Origin of the sequence: Microbacterium sp. SS28 (assembly GCF_022761035.1) — a bacterium.
GTDB lineage: Bacteria > Actinomycetota > Actinomycetes > Actinomycetales > Microbacteriaceae > Microbacterium.
The window spans coordinates 59,240-83,698 of the sequence record NZ_JAKWJP010000006.1 but is presented as its reverse complement, the minus strand read 5'-3'; the positions used below and the strand labels follow the sequence as shown (position 1 = coordinate 83,698).

26 protein-coding genes are annotated in these 24,459 nt (G+C 71.2%); 14 read left to right on the top strand and 12 right to left on the bottom strand.

Going from position 1 to position 24,459, the window contains the following annotated elements:
* Positions 1-129: 129 nt before the first annotated feature.
* Positions 130-1,329, top strand: coding sequence for an LLM class flavin-dependent oxidoreductase (locus tag MJ607_RS16915; RefSeq protein ID WP_243077057.1), 1,200 nt, complete (start codon positions 130-132; stop codon positions 1,327-1,329).
* A gap of 1 nt (position 1,330) precedes the next feature.
* A complete protein-coding gene (locus MJ607_RS16910; protein ID WP_243076790.1) occupies positions 1,331-1,975 on the top strand; it encodes an FMN reductase in 645 nt (214 codons plus the stop codon).
* A 3-nt stretch (positions 1,976-1,978) separates the two neighbouring features.
* On the opposite strand, the gene MJ607_RS16905 is transcribed toward MJ607_RS16910, so the two are convergent.
* Together MJ607_RS16905 and MJ607_RS16900 are read right to left on the bottom strand one after the other, a co-directional pair.
* Positions 1,979-2,803, bottom strand: coding sequence for a DNA/RNA non-specific endonuclease (locus tag MJ607_RS16905; RefSeq protein WP_243076789.1), 825 nt, complete (start codon positions 2,801-2,803; stop codon positions 1,979-1,981).
* Positions 2,804-2,840: 37 nt separating this feature from the next.
* Positions 2,841-3,440, bottom strand: a complete 600-nt coding sequence (locus MJ607_RS16900) for a DedA family protein (RefSeq protein WP_243076788.1) — start codon at positions 3,438-3,440, stop codon at positions 2,841-2,843.
* A gap of 139 nt (positions 3,441-3,579) precedes the next feature.
* Here MJ607_RS16900 and MJ607_RS16895 point away from each other — a divergent pair, with 139 nt between their 5' ends.
* Positions 3,580-5,550 (top strand): glycosyltransferase, encoded by a 1,971-nt coding sequence (locus tag MJ607_RS16895; RefSeq protein WP_243076787.1) that lies wholly within the window; start codon positions 3,580-3,582, stop codon positions 5,548-5,550.
* 19 nt (positions 5,551-5,569) lie between these two features.
* Here MJ607_RS16895 and MJ607_RS16890 read toward each other — a convergent pair whose 3' ends face one another.
* Positions 5,570-6,253, bottom strand: a complete 684-nt coding sequence (locus MJ607_RS16890) for a response regulator (protein ID WP_243076786.1) — start codon at positions 6,251-6,253, stop codon at positions 5,570-5,572.
* On the bottom strand, positions 6,250-7,509 hold the full coding sequence (locus MJ607_RS16885; protein WP_243076785.1) for an ATP-binding protein: 1,260 nt from the start codon (positions 7,507-7,509) through the stop codon (positions 6,250-6,252). Before MJ607_RS16885 ends, MJ607_RS16890 begins: the two co-directional genes overlap by 4 nt.
* Positions 7,510-7,679: 170 nt before the next feature.
* Between MJ607_RS16885 and MJ607_RS16880 the strand changes: the two genes are divergently transcribed.
* Complete coding sequence (locus MJ607_RS16880) at positions 7,680-9,134, top strand: cation:dicarboxylate symporter family transporter (RefSeq protein ID WP_243076784.1); 1,455 nt, start codon at positions 7,680-7,682, stop codon at positions 9,132-9,134.
* A 74-nt stretch (positions 9,135-9,208) separates the two neighbouring features.
* Here the strand turns inward: MJ607_RS16880 and MJ607_RS16875 are convergent, their stop codons facing one another.
* The 3 genes from MJ607_RS16875 to MJ607_RS16865 are packed head-to-tail and all read right to left on the bottom strand — an operon-like array spanning position 9,209 to position 9,784.
* Positions 9,209-9,385: a hypothetical protein gene (locus MJ607_RS16875; protein ID WP_243076783.1), complete on the bottom strand. Its 177-nt coding sequence runs from the start codon at positions 9,383-9,385 to the stop codon at positions 9,209-9,211.
* Between the two features lie 22 nt (positions 9,386-9,407).
* Positions 9,408-9,587 carry a hypothetical protein gene (locus tag MJ607_RS16870; RefSeq protein ID WP_243076782.1) on the bottom strand — a complete coding sequence of 60 codons (180 nt, stop codon included), beginning with the start codon at positions 9,585-9,587 and terminating at the stop codon, positions 9,408-9,410.
* A gap of 14 nt (positions 9,588-9,601) precedes the next feature.
* Positions 9,602-9,784 (bottom strand): DUF5302 domain-containing protein, encoded by a 183-nt coding sequence (locus MJ607_RS16865; RefSeq protein ID WP_243076781.1) that lies wholly within the window; start codon positions 9,782-9,784, stop codon positions 9,602-9,604.
* 195 nt (positions 9,785-9,979) lie between these two features.
* Between MJ607_RS16865 and MJ607_RS16860 the strand changes: the two genes are divergently transcribed.
* The 6 genes from MJ607_RS16860 to MJ607_RS16835 all read left to right on the top strand — a co-directional run bounded on the left by MJ607_RS16860 (position 9,980) and on the right by MJ607_RS16835 (position 18,483).
* Positions 9,980-11,182, top strand: a complete 1,203-nt coding sequence (locus MJ607_RS16860; RefSeq protein ID WP_243076780.1) for a hypothetical protein — start codon at positions 9,980-9,982, stop codon at positions 11,180-11,182.
* Positions 11,169-12,899, top strand: coding sequence for a hypothetical protein (locus tag MJ607_RS16855; RefSeq protein ID WP_243076779.1), 1,731 nt, complete (start codon positions 11,169-11,171; stop codon positions 12,897-12,899). Before MJ607_RS16860 ends, MJ607_RS16855 begins: the two co-directional genes overlap by 14 nt.
* 251 nt (positions 12,900-13,150) lie before the next feature.
* Positions 13,151-15,442: a polyribonucleotide nucleotidyltransferase gene (locus MJ607_RS16850; protein WP_243076778.1), complete on the top strand. Its 2,292-nt coding sequence runs from the start codon at positions 13,151-13,153 to the stop codon at positions 15,440-15,442.
* A 276-nt stretch (positions 15,443-15,718) separates the two neighbouring features.
* The gene (locus MJ607_RS16845) at positions 15,719-16,759 is read left to right on the top strand and encodes an aldo/keto reductase (protein ID WP_243076777.1); all 1,041 of its coding nucleotides are present in this window, start codon (positions 15,719-15,721) and stop codon (positions 16,757-16,759) included.
* A gap of 99 nt (positions 16,760-16,858) precedes the next feature.
* On the top strand, positions 16,859-17,461 hold the full coding sequence (locus MJ607_RS16840; protein WP_308193852.1) for a histidine phosphatase family protein: 603 nt from the start codon (positions 16,859-16,861) through the stop codon (positions 17,459-17,461).
* A 62-nt stretch (positions 17,462-17,523) separates the two neighbouring features.
* The gene (locus tag MJ607_RS16835; RefSeq protein ID WP_243076776.1) at positions 17,524-18,483 is read left to right on the top strand and encodes an NADP-dependent oxidoreductase; all 960 of its coding nucleotides are present in this window, start codon (positions 17,524-17,526) and stop codon (positions 18,481-18,483) included.
* Between the two features lie 15 nt (positions 18,484-18,498).
* On the opposite strand, the gene MJ607_RS16830 is transcribed toward MJ607_RS16835, so the two are convergent.
* Positions 18,499-18,987 carry a GNAT family N-acetyltransferase gene (locus tag MJ607_RS16830; protein ID WP_243076775.1) on the bottom strand — a complete coding sequence of 163 codons (489 nt, stop codon included), beginning with the start codon at positions 18,985-18,987 and terminating at the stop codon, positions 18,499-18,501.
* Between the two features lie 55 nt (positions 18,988-19,042).
* On the opposite strand from MJ607_RS16830, the gene dapB reads away from it, so the two are divergent.
* Together dapB and MJ607_RS16820 are read left to right on the top strand one after the other, a co-directional pair.
* Positions 19,043-19,855 carry a 4-hydroxy-tetrahydrodipicolinate reductase gene (gene dapB, locus MJ607_RS16825; protein ID WP_243076774.1) on the top strand — a complete coding sequence of 271 codons (813 nt, stop codon included), beginning with the start codon at positions 19,043-19,045 and terminating at the stop codon, positions 19,853-19,855.
* On the top strand, positions 19,852-20,304 hold the full coding sequence (locus tag MJ607_RS16820; protein ID WP_243076773.1) for a hypothetical protein: 453 nt from the start codon (positions 19,852-19,854) through the stop codon (positions 20,302-20,304). Before dapB ends, MJ607_RS16820 begins: the two co-directional genes overlap by 4 nt.
* A 15-nt stretch (positions 20,305-20,319) precedes the next feature.
* On the opposite strand, the gene MJ607_RS16815 is transcribed toward MJ607_RS16820, so the two are convergent.
* The 4 genes from MJ607_RS16815 to MJ607_RS16800 form a co-directional block, all read right to left on the bottom strand.
* Positions 20,320-21,264, bottom strand: coding sequence for a TIGR01777 family oxidoreductase (locus MJ607_RS16815; RefSeq protein WP_243076772.1), 945 nt, complete (start codon positions 21,262-21,264; stop codon positions 20,320-20,322).
* A 19-nt stretch (positions 21,265-21,283) separates the two neighbouring features.
* Positions 21,284-21,709 carry an OsmC family peroxiredoxin gene (locus MJ607_RS16810; protein ID WP_243076771.1) on the bottom strand — a complete coding sequence of 142 codons (426 nt, stop codon included), beginning with the start codon at positions 21,707-21,709 and terminating at the stop codon, positions 21,284-21,286.
* Between the two features lie 102 nt (positions 21,710-21,811).
* The gene (locus MJ607_RS16805; protein WP_243076770.1) at positions 21,812-22,372 is read right to left on the bottom strand and encodes a DUF4395 domain-containing protein; all 561 of its coding nucleotides are present in this window, start codon (positions 22,370-22,372) and stop codon (positions 21,812-21,814) included.
* On the bottom strand, positions 22,362-22,802 hold the full coding sequence (locus tag MJ607_RS16800; RefSeq protein ID WP_243076769.1) for a thioredoxin family protein: 441 nt from the start codon (positions 22,800-22,802) through the stop codon (positions 22,362-22,364). The genes MJ607_RS16805 and MJ607_RS16800 overlap by 11 nt, the downstream gene beginning before the upstream one ends.
* A gap of 185 nt (positions 22,803-22,987) precedes the next feature.
* Here MJ607_RS16800 and thyX point away from each other — a divergent pair, with 185 nt between their 5' ends.
* Together thyX and MJ607_RS16790 are read left to right on the top strand one after the other, a co-directional pair.
* Positions 22,988-23,674, top strand: a complete 687-nt coding sequence (gene thyX / locus MJ607_RS16795; protein WP_243077055.1) for an FAD-dependent thymidylate synthase — start codon at positions 22,988-22,990, stop codon at positions 23,672-23,674.
* A gap of 2 nt (positions 23,675-23,676) precedes the next feature.
* Positions 23,677-24,441 carry an SDR family oxidoreductase gene (locus MJ607_RS16790; RefSeq protein ID WP_243076768.1) on the top strand — a complete coding sequence of 255 codons (765 nt, stop codon included), beginning with the start codon at positions 23,677-23,679 and terminating at the stop codon, positions 24,439-24,441.
* Positions 24,442-24,459: the final 18 nt, after the last annotated feature.

Sequence of the window (24,459 nt, the reverse complement as noted above, 5' to 3'; positions counted from 1 at the left end):
TCCGCAGATCTCGGGAATAACTTTGCAGGGGATGCGTTGCACGAGATACATTCAGATGCATAGAAACGGATGTCACGAACATCCGGGAAGCGGGAAGAGATCGTGAGCGAGACCACAACGTGGCCCGGAATGCAGTTCGGCATCTTCTCGGTGAGCGACATCACCGAGGACCCGACGACGGGACGCACCCCCAGCGAGGCGGAGAAGATCCGCGCCGCCGTGACCATCGCGAAGCACGCCGAGGAGGTGGGCCTCGACGTCTACGCCGTCGGTGAGCACCACAACCCGCCGTTCTGGTCCTCTTCACCCACGACGACGCTCGCCTACATCGCGGCCCAGACCGAGCGACTCGTCCTGTCGACCGCGACGACCCTCATCACGACGAACGACCCGGTGAAGATCGCCGAGGACTTCGCGATGCTGCAGCATGTCTCGGGCGGCCGCGCCGACCTGATGATCGGCCGCGGCAACACGGGTCCGGTCTACCCCTGGTTCGGCCAGGACATCCGCCAGGGACTCCCGCTCGCGATCGAGAACTACAACCTGCTGCACCGTCTGTGGCGGGAGGACGTCGTGGACTGGGAGGGCAAATTCCGCACTCCGCTGCAGGGCTTCACCTCGACACCCCGCCCGCTCGACGGCGTCGCCCCCTTCGTGTGGCACGGCTCGATCCGCACCCCCGAGATCGCCGAGCAGGCCGCGTACTACGGAGACGGCTTCTTCGCGAACAACATCTTCTGGCCCAAGGAGCACTACCAGCGCCTCATCGCGCTCTACCGTCAGCGCTACGCGCACTACGGCCACGGGACGCCCGAGCAGGCGATCGTGGGTCTCGGCGGCCAGGTCTTCATGGCCGCGAAGTCGCAGGACGCCGTCACGCAGTTCCGCCCGTACTTCGACAACGCGCCCGTCTACGGACACGGCCCGAGCCTCGAGGACTTCAGCGAGATGACGCCCCTCACGGTCGGCTCGCCGCAGCAGGTCATCGACCGCTACGCCTCGATGCGCGACTACTACGGCGACTACCAGCGTCAGCTGTTCCTCGTCGACCACGCGGGTCTGCCGCTGAAGACGGTGCTCGAGCAGCTCGACATCCTGGGCGGCGAGGTCGTCCCGGTGCTGCGTCGCGAGCTCGCGAAGAACCGCCCGGAGAACATTCCGGATGCCCCGACCCACGCGAACCTCGTGGCCGCCAAGTACGGCGACGAGGCCCCGCGCCAGGCTGTTCCGGGTGCGAACCGCGGCGACAACCTCGTCGGCGACAGCCCCTATCAGGACACCCCCGCGCCGGCCGGCGCGGCGTTCGGCCTCGGCCGTAAGGAGGCGTGACATGACCGCTCGCAGGATCGCCGTCGTCTCGGCGGGACTCTCGAACCCCTCGTCCACGCGCATGCTCGCCGACCGCCTCGCGGCGGCGACCGTCAAGGCTCTCGCGGAGCGCGACATCGAGGCCGAGGTCGACGTGTTCGAGCTGCGCGACTACGCGCACGACATCACGAACAACATGCTGACGGGGTTCGCTCCGCCCGCGCTCGACTCGATGATCAACACCGTCGTCTCGTCCGACGCCCTCATCGCCGTGACGCCGATCTTCTCGACGAGCTACTCGGGCCTCTTCAAGTCGTTCATCGACGTGATCGACCCCGACGCCCTCACGGGCAAGCCCGTCCTGATCGGCGCGAACGCGGGAACGCCGCGGCACTCGCTCGCGATCGACTACGCGATCCGGCCGCTGTTCGCCTACCTGCACGCCGAGGCCGTCTCGACCGGCGTCTTCGCGGCTTCGGCGGACTGGGGCGGGTCGGCCGACCAGGTCGCTCCGCTCGGCGAGCGGATCTCGCGCGGAGCCCGCGAGCTCGCGGACGCCATCGCGCGGCGTGAGGCCGAGACATCCCTCGACCCCTTCGACCCGGCGAGCTACCTCGGCGAGGGCCGCTCGTTCGGCCACCTGCTCGGCGGTCTCGCGGGGGAGTAGGGCTCAGCTCAGCTCGATCTCAGACGGCGCGCTCAGCGGCTTCCATGCCGTGGGGCGCGCCGTCTCGGCGTTCGGCAGCACGTCCGCCGCGACGAGAGGGCCGAGATCGATCCCCGCGAGCGGCTCGATGTCGGCGATCGGCACCTGGAAGGTGCGGAAGCCGCCGAGCGGCGCGACGGCGCCCTGCCCGATCGCGGCATCGACGAGCTCGGTCTGATCCAGCACGAAGCCGGCCGCCGCGAGCTCTCCGTTCCCGTCGCCCGTCGACCAGGCCGCGATCTTCCAGAACCGTCGGGGCACCCGGATGCCGCGGTACGGCGGGTCGCCGGCCGCGAGCACGGGCGCCGTGAACACCGAGACGCGCTGATCCGTCGCGTCGGCGTATGCCAGGACGTGATCCTCGAGTCCGAGCCAGAGCTCCTTGGACTGGTTGAAGCCCGCGGCCTGCGGCGCGGCGTTGGGGTAGAAGAAGGTCGCGCCCATCGCCGCGCGGGCCTCGGCCTCGGTTCCCCAGCCCGGGTCGCGCCGCCGCACGAGGTGCCCGCGGTCGAGGTCGTTGGCCGTGTAGACGCCGGGGCCGGCCTGATCGGAGGCGGGGAGGCGCGGGTCGAGATCCCAGTCGCCGCGCCGTGCGAGGTCGCGCAGCGCGGCTCCGTCGATGTTGACCCCGGTCGAGATCGCGAACCGCCGCGCCGTCTCGACGAGCACCGTGAAGCGGGGGTAGGTGAGGGCGACGACCTCCTCATCGCCCAGCGGAGTGGGGAGGGGCACCGCAGCCCCGAGGAAGTCGGGATCGTATCCGGTCCAGTCGTCGCTCGGCTCCGCCATGGCTCCCATCCTGCCGTGGGCCGGTGACACCATCCGCTCACGGTTCGGTCGAGCGCCTCCGGCTGCGCGCGAGCACCGCGTCCAGCCCGAGCCCGATCCCGACCGCGACGACGACCGAGACGGCGACCGCGACCACCGAGCCGCCCGGCAGGATCGCCGCGACGGCCGCCCCGAGCAGCGCCTGGTAGAGCGCCCACGCGAGGGCGGCGCCGCCCGCGACGGCGAGATAGCGGGGTGCGGGCAGCCGCGAGGCACCCGCGACGAGATTGACGGCGAGGCGCGCGAAGGGGATGAACCGCGCTGTGAAGAGCACGAGCGCCGTGCGCTCGTCGAGGCGCGTGCGCGCCCACGCGAAGGCCGCCTGCGTGCGCGCCGCGCGCATCCAGCGCCACCGGTGCAGGCCGACGCGCCGGCCCACGAGGTAGCAGCAGGCGTCCCCGCACCCGGCGGCAAGGGCGGCGACCGTCACCACGGCGACGAGCGGCGGAGCGCCCGTCGACACCGCGAGCGCGCCGAACGCCGTGACGGCCGCCTCGCCGGGGACGAGCACGAGGAAGGCGTCCCCCAGGACGAGCGCGAACAGCAGCGGCAGCGCGACGGGACTCCCCGCGAGCGCCGTGAGCCAGTCATCGGTCACGCGTCGTGGCTACCAGTCGAGCGTGAACGGCTACCCAACGGCGCACGACAGGTGACGCGGCGTGGTGCATCGGATGAACAGTCCGCGCCGCGGGCCGTTTCGCGGCATCCGTCGTCTTCCTGACCGCCACGCTGGAGGCGTGAGAGTCGCGATCCTCGCAGAATCCTTCCTCCCGCACATGAACGGCGTGACGGGATCGGTGCTCCAGATCCTGCGGCACTTCGCCGACGCCGGCCACGAGACCCTCGTCATCGCTCCCCGCGCGGGCGACCCCGGCGGCGAGCTCCACGGCGCCCGTGCAGAACTCCTGCGCTCGGTGCCGCTCCCGTCGTATCCCGAGGTGCGCGTCGTGTTCGCGCGGGCGGCGCGGCTCACGGCGATTCTGCGCGAGTTCCGCCCCGACGTCGTACACCTCGCATCGCCCTTCGTTCTCGGCTGGCAGGGCATCGCTGCCGCGCATGCGCTGCGCATCCCGTCGGTCGCGGTGTACCAGACCGACGTCGTCGCATACGCCGAGAAGTACGGGATGCCGCGGGCCACGGCTCTCGTGGGGGCGCACGTGTCGCGGCTGCACCGACGCGCGACCCTCACGCTCGTGCCGTCGTCGGCGTCGGCGCGCCAGCTCGAGGCGCTCGGCGTCGACCGGCTGCGGCGCTGGGGGCGCGGGGTCGACGCCGAGCGCTTCGCACCCGCCCGCCGCAGCGACGCGTGGCGGCAGTCCGTCGCCGCCGGCGAGCTCGTCGTCGGCTACGTCGGACGCCTCGCACCCGAGAAGCAGGTCGAGGACCTCCGGGCGCTCGTCGGGATCCCCGGTGCGCGGCTCGTCATCGTCGGCGACGGCCCCTCGCGCGCCGCTCTCGAGCGCCTCCTGCCCACCGCCGTCTTCACAGGCCATCTCTCGGGGGAGGCGCTCGCCGAGGCGGTCGCCGGCTTCGACGTCTTCGTCCACCCGGGCGAGAGCGAGACGTTCGGCCAGACGATCCAGGAGGCGCTCGCGAGCGGCGTCCCGGTCGTCGCGACGGGCACTGGCGGTCCCGTCGACCTCGTTCGCAGCAGCATCGACGGCTGGCTCTACCGTCCGGGCGACCTCGTCGACCTGCGCGCCCGCGTCGAGGACCTCACAGGCGACGAGGCCAAGCGCCGCGCCTTCGGCCGTGCGGCGCGCGAATCCGTTCGCGACCGCACGTGGCACGCGCTCTCCGGTCAGCTCGTCGAGCACTATGCAGAGGCACGGATGCTGCGTCCCATCGACGACGCCCTGCTCGCCCGGGGCGCGACGCGGCCGTCGGTCCCTCCTGCCGTGGAAGGCATGGCCCGGCGCCGCTTCGGGCGCTTCGTCGCTCTCGGCGACTCGCTCACTGAGGGGCTGTGCGACACCTCGCGGATGCTCCCCGGACAGTACCGCGGATGGGCCGACCGCGTCGCCCAGCTGCTCGCCGCCGATGGCGCGAGGGGATTCCGGTACGCCAATCTCGCCGTGCGCAGCCGGCGCATCCGCGACCTGACGACGGAGCAGCTTCCGCAGGCGCTGGCTCTGCGACCCGACCTCGTCTCGATCCTCATGGGCTCGAACGATCTCGTCGCCCGCCGGGCAGCGCCGATCGCGCTCGCGGCGGAGCTCGAGGGAGCCGTCCGCGCCCTGCGGGCGACGGGCGCCGACGTCCTGCTCGTGACGCCGTTCCTGCCGCGCCGCCGCGCCGCAATGCTGTTCGCCCGGCGCTTCGCCGTCTTCAACAGCGAGCTGCGGCGCATCGCGCGCGAGACCGGCGCGATCCTCCTCGACCTCGAGGCGCAGCCCGCGATCGGCGACGTCGCGCTGTGGGCGTCCGACAAGGTTCACCTGCGCTCGCGCGGGCACCGGTTCCTCGCGTACCGCGCCGCGGAGGCGCTCGGGGTCCGGGACGCCGAGGCGCTCGGCGAGCTCGACGCCGCCCTGCACGCCGACGACGAGGCCGAGCCCTCGTCGTCGTGGCTCGCGCGCGACGCGCTGCCGTGGGTGTGGCGGCGCCTCCGGGGGCGCACGGCGGGCGACGGGCGACGTGCGAAGCACACGGGCTACATCGAGCTGCCCGGTCGCGGCACGAAGCCGGTGACGGCGCCCGCCCGCTGAGGCCTCAGCCGCTGAGGCCTCAGCCGCGCCAGCGGTACTCCGACTGCGGCCTTCCCGCCGTCCCGTAGCGCGGCGACCGGTTGACGCGTCCCGCTTCGGCGAGGTGCTCGAGGTAGCGGCGGGCGGCGACCCGCGACATCCCGAGCCGCTCTGCCGCCTCGCTCGCCGAGAGCGGTCCGTGCGCGCGCACCTCGGCGCTCACGCGCTCGAGGCTCTCGGACGACAGGCCCTTGGGGAGCGCGACGGGTGCCGCCGTGCGCATCGCGCCGAGCATCGCGTCGATCTCGGCCTGCGTCGCCTGGCCCGAGGCATCCTGCGCCTTCTGCCGGAACGTGCGGTACTGCTCGAGGCGCTCCCGGAAGACGCCGAACGAGAACGGCTTCACGAGATACTGCGCGACGCCGAGCGACGCCATCTGGCGAACGGCCTCCGCGTCGCGCACACCCGTCACGGCGATGACGTCGACGTCGCCGCCCCGTGCGCGGACGTGCCGCAGGACGTCGAGCCCGGTGCCGTCGGGCATCGTGATGTCGAGCAGCACGAGGTCGATGCCCTCGCGCGGCGGCTGTTCGAGGATCGCCGTCACGGCGGCCCGCGCGCCCGTGCACTCGCCGACCACGCGGAATCCCTCGATCCGCTCGAGGTACGAGCGGTGCAGCTCGAGGGTCAGGGCGTCGTCGTCGACGAGCAGGACGCTGATCACGAAGGCCTCCGGGGCAGCACGACACGGAAGGCGGTGGGGGATGCCGTCACCTCGACCGATCCGCCGGCACCCTGCACGATCGACCGGACGAGGGCGAGCCCCACGCCGCGGCCCTCGGCGTCGGCGGGCTTCGTCGAGAACCCGTGCTCCCACACGCGGTCGGCGATCGCCGACGGGATGCCGTCGCCGCTGTCGGAGACGACGATCGCGAGCGAGTCCCGCGGTGCGGGGGAGAGCTCGACGCGGACCCAGCGCGGCTCCGCGCCGGCGGCGGCGGCGTCGAGGGCGTTGTCGATGAGATTGCCGACCACCGAGACGGCATCGACGGGCGGGAGAGTGCTCCGCGGAGCGGCGGGGTCGATCTCGACGATCCAGTCGATGCCGCGCTCGCGCGCCTGTGCGGCCTTGCCGAGCAGCAGCGCGCCCACCGTGGGATCGCCGTCGCGCCGCGCCGTCACCTGATCCACGAGCGCCTGGCTCTGACGGGATGTCTCGGTGAGGATCTCGATCGCCTCGTCCGTGCGGCCGAGCTCGAGCAGAGCGACGGCGGTGTGCATGCGGTTGCCGTGCTCGTGCGTCTGCGCGCGCAGCGCCTCGCCGAGCGTGCGCATCGACTCGTAGGACGACACCGCGTCGCGCACGCTCCCGGCCGGGAGGTCGCCCGTGACGCGCTTCGTGATGCGGCCGGCCAAGAGGGCCCCGGCGAACCCGGCGGCGACGACGGCGAGCGCGATCACGATCGCGAAGGGGAGTCGCGGCACGAGCGCCGACGAGATCGAGCCGATCGTGACGCCGACCGAGACCCAGCCGACGAGCTCGCCATCGGACTCGACGGGCGCGATCGTGCGCACCGACGAGCCGAGCGTGCCCTCGAACTCCTCCGTGAGGGTCGCGGGGCGGGCAGGGATCGTCCCGAGGTAGTGCCGGCCGATCTCGTCGCGGTCGCGATGCGTCACACGGATGCCGTCCGGCGTCATGATCGTGATGAAGTCGACGCCCGCCTCGGCCATCACCCGCTCGGCGTAGGGCTGGAGGAGCGCTGACGCGTCGTCGCCCGGGAGCGCCTCGCCCACGGCATCCGTCGTCGCGATCGTCTCGGCGAGCGCGCGCGTGACGCGCTCGGCCTCGGATCGCACGGCGCGCTGCGCCTCGAAGACGAGCAGCAGCGCGACGATCGCCCCCACGACCAGGACGGCGCCGAGCAGCACGAGGAACACGCGCGAAGCCGCGCTCGTCGCACCGCGCCGACCCGCCATCGCGTCGTCCCTTCCGAAACCGTGTCCCCATCCGACCACATGCCCGGCCGGAAGAGGTCGATCCCGTCGCGACCAATACGACCACAACTCGGCGCCGCGCACGATGCCGCGCACTCTTGCATCACCGCCATCGTGGCGGCGACGAAGACGTCCACTTCAAGGAGGCGACGATGGCTCTCTCGACACGTACAACGGGCTTCAAACTCCCCGGCTACAACTGGCGACGCGGCAAGCACGCGTGGGACAAGCACACGTGGCTCTACGTGTCGGTCATCATCGCCGTCGTGGCGGGAGCCGCGGTCGGCCTCATCTGGCCCGAGGTGGGCGTCGCGCTGAAGCCGCTCGGCACGGCCTTCGTCTCGCTCATCAAGATGATGATCGCGCCGATCATCTTCTGCACGATCGTCGTCGGGGTCGGCTCGATCGCGAAGGCCGCGACGGTCGGCAAGATCGGCGGCCTCGCGCTCCTGTACTTCATGGTGATGTCGACGTTCGCCCTCGCGATCGGCCTCGTCGTGGGCAACATCATCCACCCGGGCGAGGGCCTCAACATGGCGGGCGCGACGTACGACGCGACAGCCGTCGAGGCCAAGACGACCGAGGAGTTCCTCCTCGGCATCATCCCGACGACGTTCTTCTCGGCCTTCGTGGGCGAGAACGTCTTGCAGGTGCTGTTCATCGCGCTGCTCGTCGGGTTCGCGCTGCAGGGCATGGGCGAGAAGGGCGCGCCCATCATGAGCGCCGTCAAGCACCTGCAGTCGCTCGTGTTCCGCATCCTCGGCATGATCCTGTGGCTCGCACCGGTGGGCGCGTTCGGAGCGATCGCCGCCGTGGTCGGAGCGACGGGGGCCGCGGCGATCTGGAGCCTCGGCGTCCTCATGGTCGCCTTCTACATCACGTGCATCCTCTTCATCGTCGGCATCCTGGGGACGCTCCTGTACGCCGTCGCGCGGATCAACATCTTCAGCCTCATGAAGTACCTCGCCCGCGAGTACCTCCTGATCGTCGGCACGTCCTCGAGCGAGTCGGCGCTGCCGCGCCTCATCGCGAAGATGGAGCACCTCGGCATCCAGCGGGCCGTCGTCGGCATCACGGTCCCGACCGGCTACTCCTTCAACCTCGACGGGACGGCGATCTACCTCACCATGGCGTCGCTGTTCATCGCCTCGGGCATGGGTGCGCCGATGTCGATCCCCGAGCAGATCGGCCTGCTGGTCTTCATGATCATCGCGTCCAAGGGTGCGGCCGGAGTCACGGGTGCGGGTCTCGCGACGCTCGCCGGCGGACTCCAGGCCTACCGTCCCGACCTCGTGAACGGCGTCGGAGTGATCGTCGGCATCGACCGCTTCATGTCCGAGGGCCGTGCGCTCACGAACTTCACCGGCAACGCCGTCGCGACGATCCTCATCGGGACGTGGGTCAAGGAGATCGACAGCGCCCGCGCCAAGTCGGTGCTGCGCGGCGAGATCCCCTTCGACGAGACGACGCTGCAGGGCGACGACCACGACGGGATGTCGCAGGCGAAGGATGCCGTCGGCACGCAGGGTCTCGAAGAGGCCGCCATCGCCGAGGCCGCAGCCAAGGAGGAGCGGGCTCGCGAGCGCGAGGCGTCCCTCGCGCGGTGATCCGCTGACGGAGCGCGCACACGCGCGAAGAGGTCCGGCGTCGTCCATCGGGACGGCCCCGGACCTCTTCCGTGTCAGGGTTCGATCTCGCCGGCTTCGATCGCCGACGCGCGCTCTTCCCCCTGCAGTTCGTCGACGTCCTCCTCGACCGCTTCGAGCGGGTCGAGGGTCGGCGGTGGGGACTCGAGCTGTTCGTCGTCGAGCGGCACTTCCCGCTCGTCGTCGGGGTTGCGTTCGCGGAAGTCGCTCATGTCTCCTCCTCGCGGTGAGGGCTCAGCCCTCCATGCCGCCTTCGAACGACTGGACTTCGAGCTGCAGCCTGCGCTGGATCTCGATCTGCTCCCACTCCGAGAGCTCTTCTGACTCGTCGCCGGAGTCGTCGCTCGAGGCGACCCTGTCGGGGCTCGGGGCGGCCTGCTCCCCTTCGTCCTTCTTGTCGTGGCGGCCGAACATGCCGTCTCCTTTCCTCAGCCGCTCTTGCGGCGGAACTCGCGCTTCGTGATGGCGCCATGCGTCGAATGGATCGCCGATTCCGTGTCGAGGTGCGATTCTCCGTCCCGGTGTTGCGCGTTCTTCTTGTCGAGGGCTTCTTTGAACTTGCGCTTCATCTCATCGGAGGGCGCACTCGTCGCCTGATCGTCGGTGCTCATGCACCCCACGATAGGCGCGGGTTCGCGGCACCCGCCACCCCTTTCGGCGCCTCGCGCTCGCCAGGTCCACGCTCGTGTGAGCCGATCCCTGTCGGGCGAGGACGCGAAGGAGTATGCTCCGCCGCAACCGGCAGTGTCGCCGGTGGGAGTCAGTGCACTGGGGGCAGGCGCCGACATGGCCGGAGGGAAGTCGGCATGGCTGGACGATTGTGGGTGGCGATCGTCGCGACGGGGGCGATTGCCGTGACCGTCGGAGCGGTCGTCGGCGGCAACCTGGGCGCGGCCGCCGCGACGGCGACGTACGAGCCGCAGGTCGTCGCCGCGGAGCAGGACGCCAGTGCCGCGCAGGCCGAGGCCGACGAGGCTCAGCAGAAGACGTCGGACGTCATCGCCGAGAGCAATCGCGTCTCGGCCGAGAATGCGGCGACGCTCGCCGAGCAGCAGAAGCAGCTGGACGAGACCATCGCCGTGCGCGACGACTATCGCGCCAACCTCCTGCTCGCGCTCGATGAGAGAGACGCCGCGATCGCGGAGGCGGATCGCGGATGGGACGCGTACGACGAGATCTACGACGCGGCCCAGATCGTCTTGGTCGAAGCCACGGCGCTGCTCGAGGAGACCGACACGGTTCTCGCGGCGGCCCAGACCCAACTCGATATCGCGGCGTACAAGAACAGAGCGCTGATCGACGCCGTGCTGCTGCTCGATGGCGAGAACGCCCGGCTGCGGACCTCCGCCGTCGGGTTGCGATCGACTGCCGTCCAGGCGCTCGCACTCGTGTGTCAGATGTTCGACTGGTACAACAGCCTGCGCGAAGATCCCGGCGCAGACCGCTCGGACTGCGATCAGGCGGGCTTCGAGCGCGACATGATCCTGTCGGAGCTGAATGTCGCGGTTGCAGAGCGCGACGCAGCCCTGGCCGTGACGGGTCCGCTTCGTGCCGAGCGGGACACCGCGCGGGCGGATCGGGATGTGGCGATCACAGAGCGCGACGCCGCGCTCGTCGAGAGGGACGAGGCGATCGCTCAGCGCGACACCGCGATCGAGGAGCGGGACGCCGCTCTGGCCGACGCAGACGCGGCGCTCCGGGCGGAGAACGATGCCCTGAGAGGCGAGGTCGAGGCGCTTCGCGCGGAGCGCGACGGAGCACTGACGGATCGCGACGCGGCCGTCTCCGCTCGCAACGCCGCGACGGCGGAACGCGACGCCCTCGCGGCGGAGAAGGCTGCGCTGCTGGCCGAGCTGGACACGTGCCGCGCAGATCTGGGGTTCGCCCAATCCGCCGCTGCGAACATGTACGACGCGCTGGAAATGCTTCTGGCAGGCGACGTCGACGGGTCCGACGCCGCGCTGGAGCGCGCCTTCGCAGCCGCCGACTCCGTCAGTGGCGCCTGCTGACACGCCTGCAGGACCCGGGGAGGTTCCGGGTCCGCAGCAGGCGGCGCCCGGCACGGGCGCGACGTCGATGTCCCGAGGGCGGTCCCCGCTCGCGTCGTTCGCGGCCGGCATCGTCGCGAGATCTCAGCGCGCGCGGCCCGGCCGTATCCCGCCGGGCTCTCGCCTCATCGTGGTCGCCGCCTGGGTCGCATGCTTCGCGCTCGCCTGGGTGGCGACGCTCCCTTTCAATCCCATCGGGGCCGGGCAGACGCCGGCCGCCTGGCTGCGGGTTCTCCTCTACGCGGGGATCGCGGTGCTCACGGCCGTGGGAGTGGTCGCGGCAGTCGCAGACTCCGCGCGGAGCGGCACACGCTTCCCCTGGGCGGTCATCTGGCTCCCCATCGCGATCGGTGCGTCGAGCTCCGCCCCGATCGTCGTGTTCTTCGCGGGCAGCGCGGCGTGGGTAGGCGCCGCGGCTGCGCTCGCCGCGCTGATCGGCACGGCGACGGCGGTGGTCGAGACCGCTCGGCGACGATTCGACCGCGGGCCTCTCATCCTCGTCGCCTCCCTCCTCTGTTCGGTTCCGTGGCTCGCGGCCGCCGTGACCACGGCTCCCGAATCGGAGGGGAGCGCCGCTCCGCTGTGGGCGGTCGTCTCGACGCTCGGCGTCGAGGTCGCGACCCTTGCGGCGTTCTACGGCTTCGCGACGGCAGCCCGGAGCCGCGTCGACACCAGTCGGCCTGTGCTCGGGGCGAGCGCGGACCGACGCTGGGTCACCGTTGCCGTCATCGCGGCGGCCGCCGTCATCGTCTTCCGACTGACTGTCGGTAAGGATCTCTTCCCCGACCCGTACGATCTTTGGTCACTGCGAACGCCCGCATCCTGGCCGATGACGGCGATCCTGGCCGCGACGATCGTCTTCATAACCCTGCGCTCCGAGCGTCGGCCGCTTGACGATCGCGGATTCGGAACGCTGATCGGCATCCTCGTCGTCGCGTTCGCGTACCCCTCGATCATTCAAGCGTCCGGTGCCGTGGGCTCCCTGCTCGAGACGCTGTTCGGCACAACGCCACCCATCCTGGACGGATGGATCGAGTGCGGTCCCTTCAATTGCTTCAGCTTCGTCTGGTTCGCCGCCGCGGCCAGCCTCACCGTCTTCCTCGTCGTGCCGACCTGGCGGGGGACGACGGCGCGTGCCGCCGCGATCGTGTCGGTGCCGTACCTGCTCGCCGGGACGGCGGCTCCGACGATCGACGTGCTGCTGCCCGGCGGTCCGGCGTGGTGGGCGAGTCCCGCGCCCATCGCACTCGCGGTGATCGTCATCGTGGGCGTGATCACGGCCGGCCAATCGTTCGGCGTCTGGCGGAGCATCCCGCGAACAGCGCTCGTGCGGCTCGCGGTCTACCCCGTGATCGTGCTGCACGCCGTCGACCTGCTGCCGGCGTTCCTGGACGGGCCCGTGCAGGTTTTCGTGGCGGTCGGCCTTCTGGCTGCGGTCATCCTGCTGTTCCTGCCGCCGGTCGCGGCCGATCCGGTGCGCCATACGGCGGTGGTCTCCGGCGCGACATTCGCGGTCCTGTTCGCCCTCTCCGGGACCATGCTCGCCACGATCGCGCCTGAGCGCCAGTCGGTGACGATCACTCTCGCAACACTCATGCTCTCCGTGCCGGTGATGACCGCACTCGTGCTCCGCGCGCATCGAGTCCGGCGGCCCAGGGGGATGCGCAGCCCCGACTGATAGGCTCTTGAGGGTTGCCTTGCGGCATCCGCTCAATTCAACACTGAGCTCATGGAGCAGGCCCGGCAGGAAGCTGGTCCCCTGTGGTGGGTTCCCCGACGCGAGTTCGCCGGGTGATCTTCGACTGGTGGCCAGCGCAGGCGGACCTCGCGGGCATTCCCGCGCGCCCATATCTGCCTGTTCCTCGCTCCTTCGCATCAAGCTCGTGCGCGATACGCGCGCGCGAGCCTAAACAAAGAAGGAGAGACCTCTTGGAAGGTCCTGAAATCACCGCCGCCGAAGCCGTCCTCGACAACGGACGCTTCGGCACCCGCACGATCCGGTTCGAGACCGGACGTCTCGCCCAGCAGGCGCAGGGCGCCGTCGCCGCGTACCTCGACGAGGAGACGATGCTCCTCTCGGCCACGAGCGCAGGCAAGTCGCCGCGCGAGGGCTTCGACTTCTTCCCGCTGACGGTCGACGTCGAAGAGCGTTCCTACGCCGCCGGCAAGATCCCCGGCTCGTTCTTCCGTCGCGAGGGTCGCCCCTCGACCGAGGCGATCCTCGTGTGCCGCCTCATCGACCGCCCGCTGCGCCCGTCGTTCGTCGACGGCCTCCGCAACGAGGTCCAGATCGTCGTCACCGTCCTCTCGATCGCGCCGGGCGAGTTCTACGACGCGCTCGCGATCAACGCGGCATCCCTCTCGACGCAGATCTCGGGTCTGCCGTTCTCGGGCCCCATCGCCGGTGTGCGCCTCGCGCTCATCCCGGGCCACGGCGAGAACGCCGACCAGTGGATCGCGTTCCCGACCGTCACGCAGCTCGAAGAGGCCGTGTTCGACCTCATCGTCGCGGGCCGCGTCGTCACCGACGCCGACGGCAACGAAGATGTCGCGATCATGATGGTCGAGGCTGAGGCCACCGAGGGCAGCTGGAACCTCATCAAGGCCGGCGCCGTCAAGCCGAACGAGCAGGTCGTGGCCGAGGGCCTCGAGGCCTCGAAGCCCTTCCTCAAGCAGCTTGTCGCGGCCCAGGCCAGCGTCGCGAGCACCGCGGCGAAGGAGATCAAGGCGTTCCCGGTCTTCCTGCCCTACAGCCAGGAGACCTACGACTTCGTCGCGGGCCGCGCGTACGACAAGCTCGTCCCGATCTACCAGATCGCCGACAAGCAGGAACGTCAGAACGCCGACGACGAGCTCAAGGATGCCGTCAAGGCCGAGCTCACCGCCGCAATCGAGGCCGGTCAGCTTCCCGCGTCCGCCGCGAGCGAGTTCTCGGCCGCGTACAAGTCGGTCACCAAGACGATCGTCCGCGGTCGCATCCTCGCCGAGGGCGTCCGCATGGACGGCCGCGGCCTGGCCGACATCCGACCGCTCGACGCCGAGGTGCAGGTCATCCCGCGCGTCCACGGCTCGGCGATCTTCCAGCGCGGCGAGACCCAGATCCTGGGTGTCACGACGCTCAACATGCTCAAGATGGAGCAGCAGATCGACTCGCTGTCGCCCATCACGAGCAAGCGCTACCTGCACCACTACAACTTCCCGCCGTACTCGACCGGTGAGACCGGTCGCGTGGGCAGCCCCAAGCGTCGCGAGATCGGGCACGGCTTCCTGGCCGAGCGCGCGCTCGTGCCGGTGCTGCCGAGCCGCGAGGAGTTCCCGTACGCGATCCGTCAGGTGTCCGAGGCTCTCGGCTCCAACGGCTCGACGTCGATGGGATCGGTCTGCGCCTCGACCCTGTCGCTGCTGAACGCCGGTGTGCCGCTGCGCGCACCCGTCGCCGGCATCGCCATGGGCCTCGTGTCCGACGAGGTCGACGGCCAGACGCGCTACGCCGCGCTGACCGACATCCTCGGCGCCGAGGACGCCCTCGGCGACATGGACTTCAAGGTCGCCGGCACGAGTGAGTTCGTCACGGCGATCCAGCTCGACACGAAGCTCGACGGCATCCCGTCGTCGGTGCTGACCGCCGCGCTGCAGCAGGCGCACGATGCCCGCATCACGATCCTGAACGTCCTCAACGCCGCGATCGACGGCCCGGACGAGATGGCTCCGACGGCGCCGCGCGTCATCAGCGTGCAGATCCCGGTCGACAAGATCGGCGAGCTCATCGGACCCAAGGGCAAGACGATCAACGCGATCCAGGACGAGACCGGCGCCCAGATCTCCATCGAGGAGGACGGCACCGTCTACATCGGCGCGACCGACGGCGCGTCGGCCGAGGCCGCCCGTGCCCAGGTCAACGCGATCGCCAACCCGACCAACCCCGAGGTGGGCGAGCAGTTCCTCGGAACCGTCGTCAAGATCGCGACGTTCGGCGCGTTCGTCTCGCTCCTGCCCGGCAAGGACGGCCTGCTGCACGTCAGCGAGGTCCGCAAGCTCGCCGGCGGCAAGCGTGTCGAGAACGTCGACGACGTGCTCTCGGTCGGTCAGAAGATCCTCGTGAAGATCACGAAGATCGACGACCGCGGCAAGCTCTCGCTCGAGCCCGTGCTCGAGGAGCCGGCCGACCAGGAGGGTCGCGCTGCGGCCAACCCCGGCCCCGAGGGGCCCGCCGAGGGCTGATCGCACGATCGCCTGACAGTACTGTCCGGATGCCCGTCTCCTCTTCGCGAGGGGCGGGCATTCGGCGTGTATGGCAGAGATGTCCGCCGAATGGGGGACCCGGGAGCGCTCCCGCGGGGTGTCGTGATGAAAGCGTTATCGAATGTTTACCGCCGGGCCGCCTCCGCGTCCGGAAGCTCGCGCCGCCTGGCCTACCCTTTTGAGTACCGCGCCGGGGGGTGCGGAAGAAGCGATCACGAGGATGTCCCACGGACGTTCGTCGTGAGGGGGTGACCTATGGCTCTCTTCGGCGTTGGCTCTGCCGTCTCCTCATCGCGCCCCGAGACCGCCCCGGTCGCGGCCGCCGCGCTGCACCCGTCGGCACCCATCCCCGTCCAGGGAGCCCCCGTCGGCAGCCTCGTCCGCGTGACTCTCGGCGAAGGCGGGCCCTCGGTCTTCCCCCTCATCCTGGGTGCGGCCGAGTTCGGCTGGAACGTCGACCTCGAGTCGAGTCACGACATCCTCGACGCCTACTTCGAGCGGGGCGGCAACGCCGTGCACACGGCCGACAGCTTCGCGGGCGGCCGCAGCGAGCACATCATCGGTCAGTGGCTCTCGTCCCGCGGGCTCCGCGACGAGATCGTCGTCGCGTCGCGCGTCGGCGGGCACCCCGACAACCCGGGTCTCGGCCCCGTCAACCTCGTGCGCGCCGTCGAAGCATCGCTGACGCGGCTCGGCACCGACCGCATCGACCTGCTGTACCTCGACGCGACCGCCGACAGCAAGACGGCTCTCGAAGACACCCTCGCGACCGCCGAGTGGCTCGTCGACACGGGCAAGGCCCGCGCGATCGGCGCGATCGGCTACACGGCGGCTCAGCTCGTCGAAGCGCGCATCTACGCGTCGGCGGGTTACCCCCGCCTCACGGTGCTCGACGTGCCCTTCAACGTCCTGCGTCGCCACGAGTTCGACTCCGACCTCCGTCTCGTCGCTGGTGCGCAGGGGATGGCGGTGACGCCGTCGCACGGCCTCGAGCACGGCTTCCTCGCGGGTCGCCACCGCGCGCGCATGCGCGGCAGCCTCTCGGTTCGCGGCGCGCAGCTCGCCGCGAGCCTAAACCGGCGCGGGACGCGCACGCTGCGCGCGCTCGACTCCGTCGGCGCCGAACTCGGGGTGCCCGACGCGGCGGTCGCGGTCGCGTGGCTGCTCGCGCAGAAGCTCGTGACGGCGCCCATCATCAACGCGTTCGCGCCGCAGCACATCGACGAGCTCGTGCAGGGCGTCGGCGTACGGCTCAGCCGCGCGCACCTCGCCGAGATCGCTCGCGCCGCGGAGTGATCCCGCGCCCGACGCGGGCGGGCCAGGCGACGTCACACGTGTGACATAGGGTGGAAGAGTGCCCGCAGGTACGCCATCCCCCCGACGAAGCGAGCTTCTGTGACGCACTACCTCTACCTGGTGCGTCACGGGGAGCATCAGGATGCCGAGCACGGCCTAGTCGACGGGCCGCTGTCGCCGCGCGGCCGCCGTCAGGCCTCGCTCATCGCGGATCGCCTCTCGGGCGTGCCGCTGGATGCCGTCTGGCACTCGCCTCTCGAGCGCGCCGCGCAGACGGCGCGTGCCGTCGCGGAGCGGCTGCCGTCGGTATCGCCGCAGCCGACCGCGCTGCTCTTCGACTGCATCCCCACGGGGATGACGCCCGAGACGCCGGGCGTCTTCGAGCCGTTCTTCGGATCGGTGACCGAGGCGGACGTCGAGGCGGGCCGGGCGCAGATGGCCGATGCCGTGGGGGAGTTCCTCGTTCGCAAACAGGGGGATGTGCACGAGCTGCTCATAACCCACAACTTCGTCATCTCCTGGTTCGTCCGCGAGGTTCTCCAGGCACCCGAGTGGCGCTGGATGACCCTCAATCAGGCCCACTGCGGACTCACGGTGCTCGCGCAGAAGCAGGGCCGTCCCTGGACTCTGGTGTCCCACAACGATCTCGCGCACCTGCCCGTCGAGCTGCGCACGGGCCTTCCCGACCTCTACTCCGTCTGACCGAGCGCGCCCGGAAGTCTCCCCGCGGCCCTCGCTCGGCGGGAGAGGACCAGGATGGACGCATGGCCACGCACTGGATCGCAACCGACTTCGGCGACCTCGACGTCCTGCGCCTCGTCGCGTACGAGCCACCCGCACCCGGCCCGGGCGAGGTGACGATCGCCGTGCGTGCGGCGGGCGTCAACCCCGCGGACTACAAGCACATCCGCAGCGCCCGCGCGCCGGGAGCCGATCAGCTGCCGATCCCGATCGGCTACGAGATCGCGGGCGTCGTCACGGCGCTCGGCCCCGCACCGGACGGTGGCGGCTCGGCGGGCATCGGCTCGGGCGAGGTCTCCCTCGGCGACGAGGTCCTCGCCTTCCGCGTGAAGGGCGGGTACGCGAGCGAACTGACCGTGCCCGCGCGCGATGTCTACGCCAAGCCCGCGGGGCTCACGTTCCCCGAAGCGGCGAACCTGCTGCTCGCAGGGTCCACCGCCGCCGAGATGCTGCACGTGACCCGCGTCGCGGCGGGCGAGACGATCCTCGTGCACGCGGCATCCGGAGCCGTCGGCGTGAGCATCCTTCAGCAGGCGCGCCGAATCGAGGCGCGCGTGATCGGCACGGCGAGCCCGGCGAGCTTCGACGTCGTCGAGCGCTTCGGCGCGACCCCCGTGGCCTACGGTGCGGGCCTCGCGGACCGGGTGCGAGCCCTTGCGCCGGGCGGTGTCGACGCAGCCCTCGACTGCGTCGGCACGGAGGAGGCCGTCGACGTCTCGCTCGAACTCGTCGCGGACCGATCGCGCATCGTCACGATCGTCGCCGGCCCCCGCGCGAAGGCGGACGGCTTTGCCATCATCGGGGGAGCCATGCCCGACAGCAGGAGATTCCGGGACGAGGTGCGCGGAGAGCTCGTGTGCCTCGCCGGCGAGGGCGCCCTCGTCGTGCCAATGGCGAGGACCTATCCGCTGGACGAGGCGATCGCCGCGCTGGAGTTCGTGCGCGGCGGGCACCCCGGCGGGAAGGTCGCGCTCATCCCGTAAGGAGCGCGGCCCGGGTCACCGCGCGTCGTCGACGCCCGCGAGGCGCCGCGCGTACCAGCGGGTCGCGTTCGGGTTGTCGTTGTACGGCTCGATCTCGCGGAAGCCGGCGCTCGCGTAGAGGCCGCCTGCGGCCTCCAGCGTGTGGTGCGTGTCGAGCACGAGCTCGGCGGCGTCCCACTCCCGCGCCCTGCGCTCGAGGTCGTCGAGGATCAGCCGCCCCCAGCCGCGCCCTCGCGTCTCGGGTCGCAGGTACAGGTGCTTGATCTCGTAGCGCACTCCGAGCGGGCCGTCCGCGATCCGCCGGATGCCTCCGCAGCCCACGGGGATGCCCTCGTCGTCGTACACCACGACGAAGACGCCGGAGGGTGCCTCGAAGACGGTCGGCGCGGGGAAGACCGTCGTGTACGCCTGGCCGGGGAAGGCCGCCGCGCGCATCGCGAAGTACTCGGCGAGCAGCTCGTGCGCGACGGGTTCGTCGACCGGGAGCGGGCGCAGTTCGACCATGCCACGAGCCTAACCTCGACGGTCGGGCCGGACGCCCGCGTCTAGGCTTGTGCGCATGACGACGCGCGTGGCCCTCGTGGGCGGGACCGGAAAGCTCGGCGGGATCATCCGCGATGTGGTCGAAGCCGAGCCGGGATACGAGCTCGTCGCGAGCCTCTCGTCGCAGTCGCCCCTCTCCGACCTCGACGGCGCCGACCTCGTCGTCGACGCCTCGACGCCTGCCGTGTCGATCGACGTCGTCCGCGCCGCGATCGAACGCGGCATCAACATCCTGGTCGGCACGTCGGGGTGGTCGGCCGAGCGCATCGCGCTCGTGCGCCCGCTCGTCCAGGCCGCCGGCACGGGCGCCGTCTTCATCCCCAACTTCTCGCTCGGCTCCGTCGTCGGCTCGGCGCTGGCCTCGGCCGCGGCATCCTTCTTCCCCTCGATCGAGATCATCGAGGCGCATCGCGAGACCAAGATCGACTCGCCGAGCGGCACGGCGGTGCGCACCGCCGAGCTCATCGCGGCGGCGCGCGCGTCTGTCGGGCCCGTCGAGTCCCCGCACGTCGATCAGCGCGCCCGAGGTCAGCAGGTCGCGAGCGTGCCGATCCACTCGCTGCGCCGTCCGGGTGTCGTCGCGCGCCAGGAGGTGATCCTGTCGGGTCCCGGCGAGTCGCTCACGATCGTGCACGACACCGTGGAGCCCGCCCTCGCGTACGGCCCCGGCATCCGTCTCGCCCTCGCTGCCGCCCGCGATGTGCGCGGGGTCGTCGTGGGGCTCGACAGCTTCCTCGACATCGGCCTGCGCGTGCCGGGGCAGGGCGACGACCGGCCCGTCGAAGAGGCGGGCGTCCCCGGTCAGGTGGCGCGGGCCACGAGCGCGTGACCGCCCGCGTCGGCGTCGTCGTCATGGCGGCGCTGCTCGCGCTGTACATCGCACTCGTCGCGCAGCGGGGGTGGCTTCTGCTCGTGAGCGGCGATCCGATCGCGGTCGCGATGGGCGTCGCGCTGTTCGTCCTCCCTGTCATCGCCGTGTGGGCGCTCGGACGCGAGCTGTGGTTCGGCGTGCGCGCCGAGCGTGTCGGGCGCCGGCTGGAGGCCGAGGGGGGCCTCCCGCAGGACGATGTCGCGGTGCGCCCCAGCGGGAGGGTCGTCCGCGAGGACGGGGATGCCGCGTTCCCCGCGCTCCGCGACGACGCGCAGGCTCATCCGGACGATTGGCGCGCCTGGTATCGCCTGGGGCTCGGCTACGACGCGGCGGGGGACCGCCGCCGCGCCCGCGGTGCGATCCGCAAGGCGATCGCCCTCGAGGCGGCCGAGCGCCGCGCAGGCTAGACCCGAGCCGGCGCGTCAGCCGCGGGCGAGCGCGCTCCCGGACCCGCCGATCAGGAAGGTCGCAGCTTCGGCTGCGGGCACGGCGGACTCGACGGCCTGCTCGACCGTCGTATGCCGGAATCGGAATCCGGATGCCTCGAGGGCGGCCGGGCGCACGTGGGCGTCAGTCGTGAGCAGGGCCTCGGTGGGGTCGGGGCCGAGGACGAGCCGCAGGCCCCATTCGGGCGCGCGCACGAGGAAGGGCCGGTTGAGCCGCATCGCGAGTGCGAACCCCAGGTCGTTCGCGCTCGCGCGCGTCGGGCCCGTGAGGTTGAAGGGTCCCTCGAGCCCGCGGTCGATGACGTGCCGGATCGCGGCGACCTCGTCCTCGAGTGAGATCCACGGCCACGCCTGGGTCCCGCGTCCGATGGGTCCGCTCACGCCCAGCTTCGTGAGGAGCAGAAGCGGTTTGAGGACGCCCTGCGCGTGCACGACGGGCGCCGTGCGCAGCAGTGCGACGCGTGCGTGCGCTCCTGCGGCGAGCGCGGCATCCTCCCACTCGCCGCACAGATCGGCGAGGAACGTCTCGCCCCGCGGCGACGTCTCGGTCAGCACTCTGCGCGGCGCCGAGCCGTAGTAGCCGACCGCCGACGACGAGACGAACAAGGGCGCATCGGCCCCGAGCTCGCGCACCGCGCGCGCGAGCACCTGCGTCGGCGTGATGCGCGACCACACGAGCGTGTGCTTGTATGCGGCCGTCCAGGGGAAGCGGCCGATGCTCGCGCCGTTGAGCCCGACGACGGCGTCCGCCCCCTCGAGCACAGCAGGGTCGAGAGGTCCCTGCAGCCACGAGACCTCGTCGGCGGCCTCCGCGGGCCGCCGCACGAGGGTCGTGACCGTCACGCCGTCGGCGCGCAGGCGTGCGACGAGCGCGGAGCCGATGAGGCCCGACGCTCCCGCGACGACGACGCGACGCGGCATCCGATCATCCCCCGAGGGGTCAGCCAAGCGAGGCCTCGAGGGTGATCTCGACCCCGGCGAGCGCCTTCGAGACGGGGCAGTTCGCCTTCGCGCTCTCGGCGATCGTCGCGAAGTCCTCGGGGCTCAGGCCCGGCACGACGGCTTCGACGTTGAGGTGGCTCCCGGTGATGCCGGTGCCGGGGATGAAGGTGACCGACGCCGTCGTCTCGATGCTCTCGGGCGGCGTCCCGTTCTGGGTCAGCTCGTTCGAGAGCGCCATGCTGAAGCACGACGAGTGCGCCGCCGCGACGAGCTCTTCGGGCGTCGTGACCGAGGTCGAGCCTTCGCTGCGGGCCTTCCAGTTCACGGCGAAGGGCCCCTGGTTCGAGCTCTCGAGTGCGACCTCACCGGACCCTTCCGTGAGGCTGCCCTTCCAGGAGGTGCTTGCTTCGCTCGTAACGCTCATCGTGTTCCTCCGTGTCTCGCGGACGGGCCGTCGAGGCCCACGCGTCAGCCTAATGGCCGCCTCGACATGGCGGAACGGCGCAGCGACCGTCCGGCGGGAGCTTCAGGCCGCGAGGGGGCGCCGGCGGCCGACGAGGCCGATGCGCTGCAGCAGGAGGTACAGCTGGCAGCCCAGGCACAGCCCGAAGGCCGCGTTGAGGAAGGCCGCGACGAACGCGGCGCCGGCCGCGATGGGCAGGGCCCACGGCACGCCCGCGATCTGCAGCACGAGGCCGATCGCCACGACGAAGAGTCCGACGCCCTGCGCGAAGCGCGGCGGCCGGGGGTCCTCGAGCTCGGCAGGCGGAGCCAGGCGCGGCTGGACGGCCTTGCGATACAGGACGCCCCACGGCGCCGTCCGCGGCGAGAGGACGCCCCACAGGAACAGGAGAGCCGTCACGAGCAGGAGCAGGAATGCGGGGTCGGCGACGCGCTCGGCGATCGAGGCCTGCGCAATGAGCCACGTGCCGTCTGCGGCCTGCGCCGTTGAGAGGCCCGTGAGCCCCAGGAGGACATCGAGCAGGAGCAGGAGCGCAGTGATCCCTGCCGCGAAGCGGAGGCCGCGCGGGTCGACCCCGCCGGCGGGCGTCGCGAGGCCGTCTGCGTGAAGTGTCTCAGCGGACATCGGCCGCCTCCTCGGTGAGTCTGGTCAGCTCGAGTTCGAGCACGTCGCGGTTCGGGGCACCGCCGAACCGCGTCTGGACGACGCCGTCGCGATCGAGGATCAGCGTCGTGGGCGTCTGCAAGACGTGGAAGTGCTTCGCGATGTCGGGGCGGTGCGTCACATCGATGTCGAGATGCCGCACTCCGTCGTGCGCGTCGGCGACGGACGCGAGTGTGCGATGCGCGCCGGGGCAGCGTGCGCACATCTCGGTGCTGAACTGCAGGAGCGTCGCCGTGGCACCCAGCCCGTCGGCCCCGAGACGCTCGGGCTGGACGACTTCGTGCGGGATGTCGCGCTGCGGGCGATTCTGCCGCCACTGCAGGTATGCGCCGAGCCCGATCGTCGCCGTCAGGAGGACGGCGAGCACGATCAGGGCGCCGACGAGAGTCATAGCCCATCAGCCTAACCCTTTTCAACTGAATGGATCCGGTGCGCGTTCTGTATGACGCAGCCGTCGTAACAAATCCGCGCGCCGATCCACGGACAGGCACCCGACGTCGCACGGATAGGGTGGCAGGCGTGAGCGACGCCGCAGAGACCCCCCAGATCGAGTTCCGCAGCGACGTGACGGTCGAGATGGTGCGTGCGAGCGCCGCCGATTCGGACGTCCTGTTCGCCGCCCGCGTCTCGACGCAGGGCGAGCAGACGCTCGACGACGCGGCAGCGGGCACCGAGGCAGGCGCCAAGGACCGCGGTCTCATCAACTACCTCATGCGCGACCGCCACGGCTCGCCCTTCGAGCACAACTCGATGACGTTCTACATCCAGGCGCCGATCTTCGTGTTCCGCGAGTTCATGCGCCACCGCATCGCGTCCTACAACGAGGAGTCGGGCCGCTACCGCGAGCTGCGCCCCGTCTTCTACGTCCCGGCTCGCGAGCGCAACCTCGTGCAGGTGGGCAAGCCGGGCGCGTACGAGTTCCTCCCCGGCACCGAGGAGCAGTCCGCCCTCGTCGACGCAGCCACGCGCGAGGCATCCGTCCACGCCTTCGAGGCATATCAGCGGATGCTGGCCGCCGGCGTCGCGCGCGAGGTCGCGCGCATCGTCCTGCCGCTCAACATCTACTCGTCGATGTACGTCACGATGAACGCCCGCGCGCTCATGAACTTCCTGTCGCTGCGCACGAAGGTCGAGGGCACGCACTTCCCGTCCTTCCCCCAGCGCGAGATCGAGATGTGCGCCGAGAAGATGGAGACGTTCTGGCGTGAGCGGATGCCGCTGACCCACGCCGCCTTCAACGCCAACGGGCGCGTAGCCCCCTGACAATGGCGCGGACGGCCCTCATCACGGGTGCCAGCTCGGGCCTCGGCGCCGAGTACGCACGCCAGCTCGCGATGCGAGGCTTCGACCTCGTGCTCGTCGCGCGCGACCGCGAGGCGCTCGAGGCGCGCGCGGCCGAGCTGCGCGGGAGCTACGGACGGCAGGTCGAGGTCCTCGCCGCCGACCTGCTGCGGCCCCGCAAGCGCGAGAAGGTCGAGGCGCGCGTCGCCGATCCGCAGCGTCCCGTCGACCTGCTCGTGAACAACGCGGGCTTCGGGCTGCCGCTCGCGTTCGCGCGCAACGACATCGAGGACGAGGCGCGGCATCTCGCCCTGCACGTCGAGGTGCCCATGCGCCTCACGCACGCGGCGCTCGCCCCGATGCTCGCGCGCGGTCGCGGACGCATCATCAACGTGGCATCCGTCGCCGCCTTCATGCCGCGCTCGACGTACGGCGCGTGCAAGCGCTGGCTCGTGGACTTCAGCCGCTGGGCGAACGCCGAGTACGGCCCGCGCGGCGTCTCGGTCACGGCCGTGTGCCCCGGCTTCACCCACACGAACTTCCACGAGCGGATGGGACTCGAGCCGGGCAGGGAGGGCATCGCCGACGGGCTGTGGCTGCAGGCTCAGGACGTCGTGGCCGATTCGCTGCGCGACGCCGCCCGCGGCAAGGGCGTCTCGATCCCCTCCGTCCGCTACAAGGTCCTGACGCGCGTCGTGCGGGTCCTGCCCGCACGCGTGTCGGCGCGGCTGGGCCAGCGGGGCCGCTGAATCCGGGCCCTTCGAGCC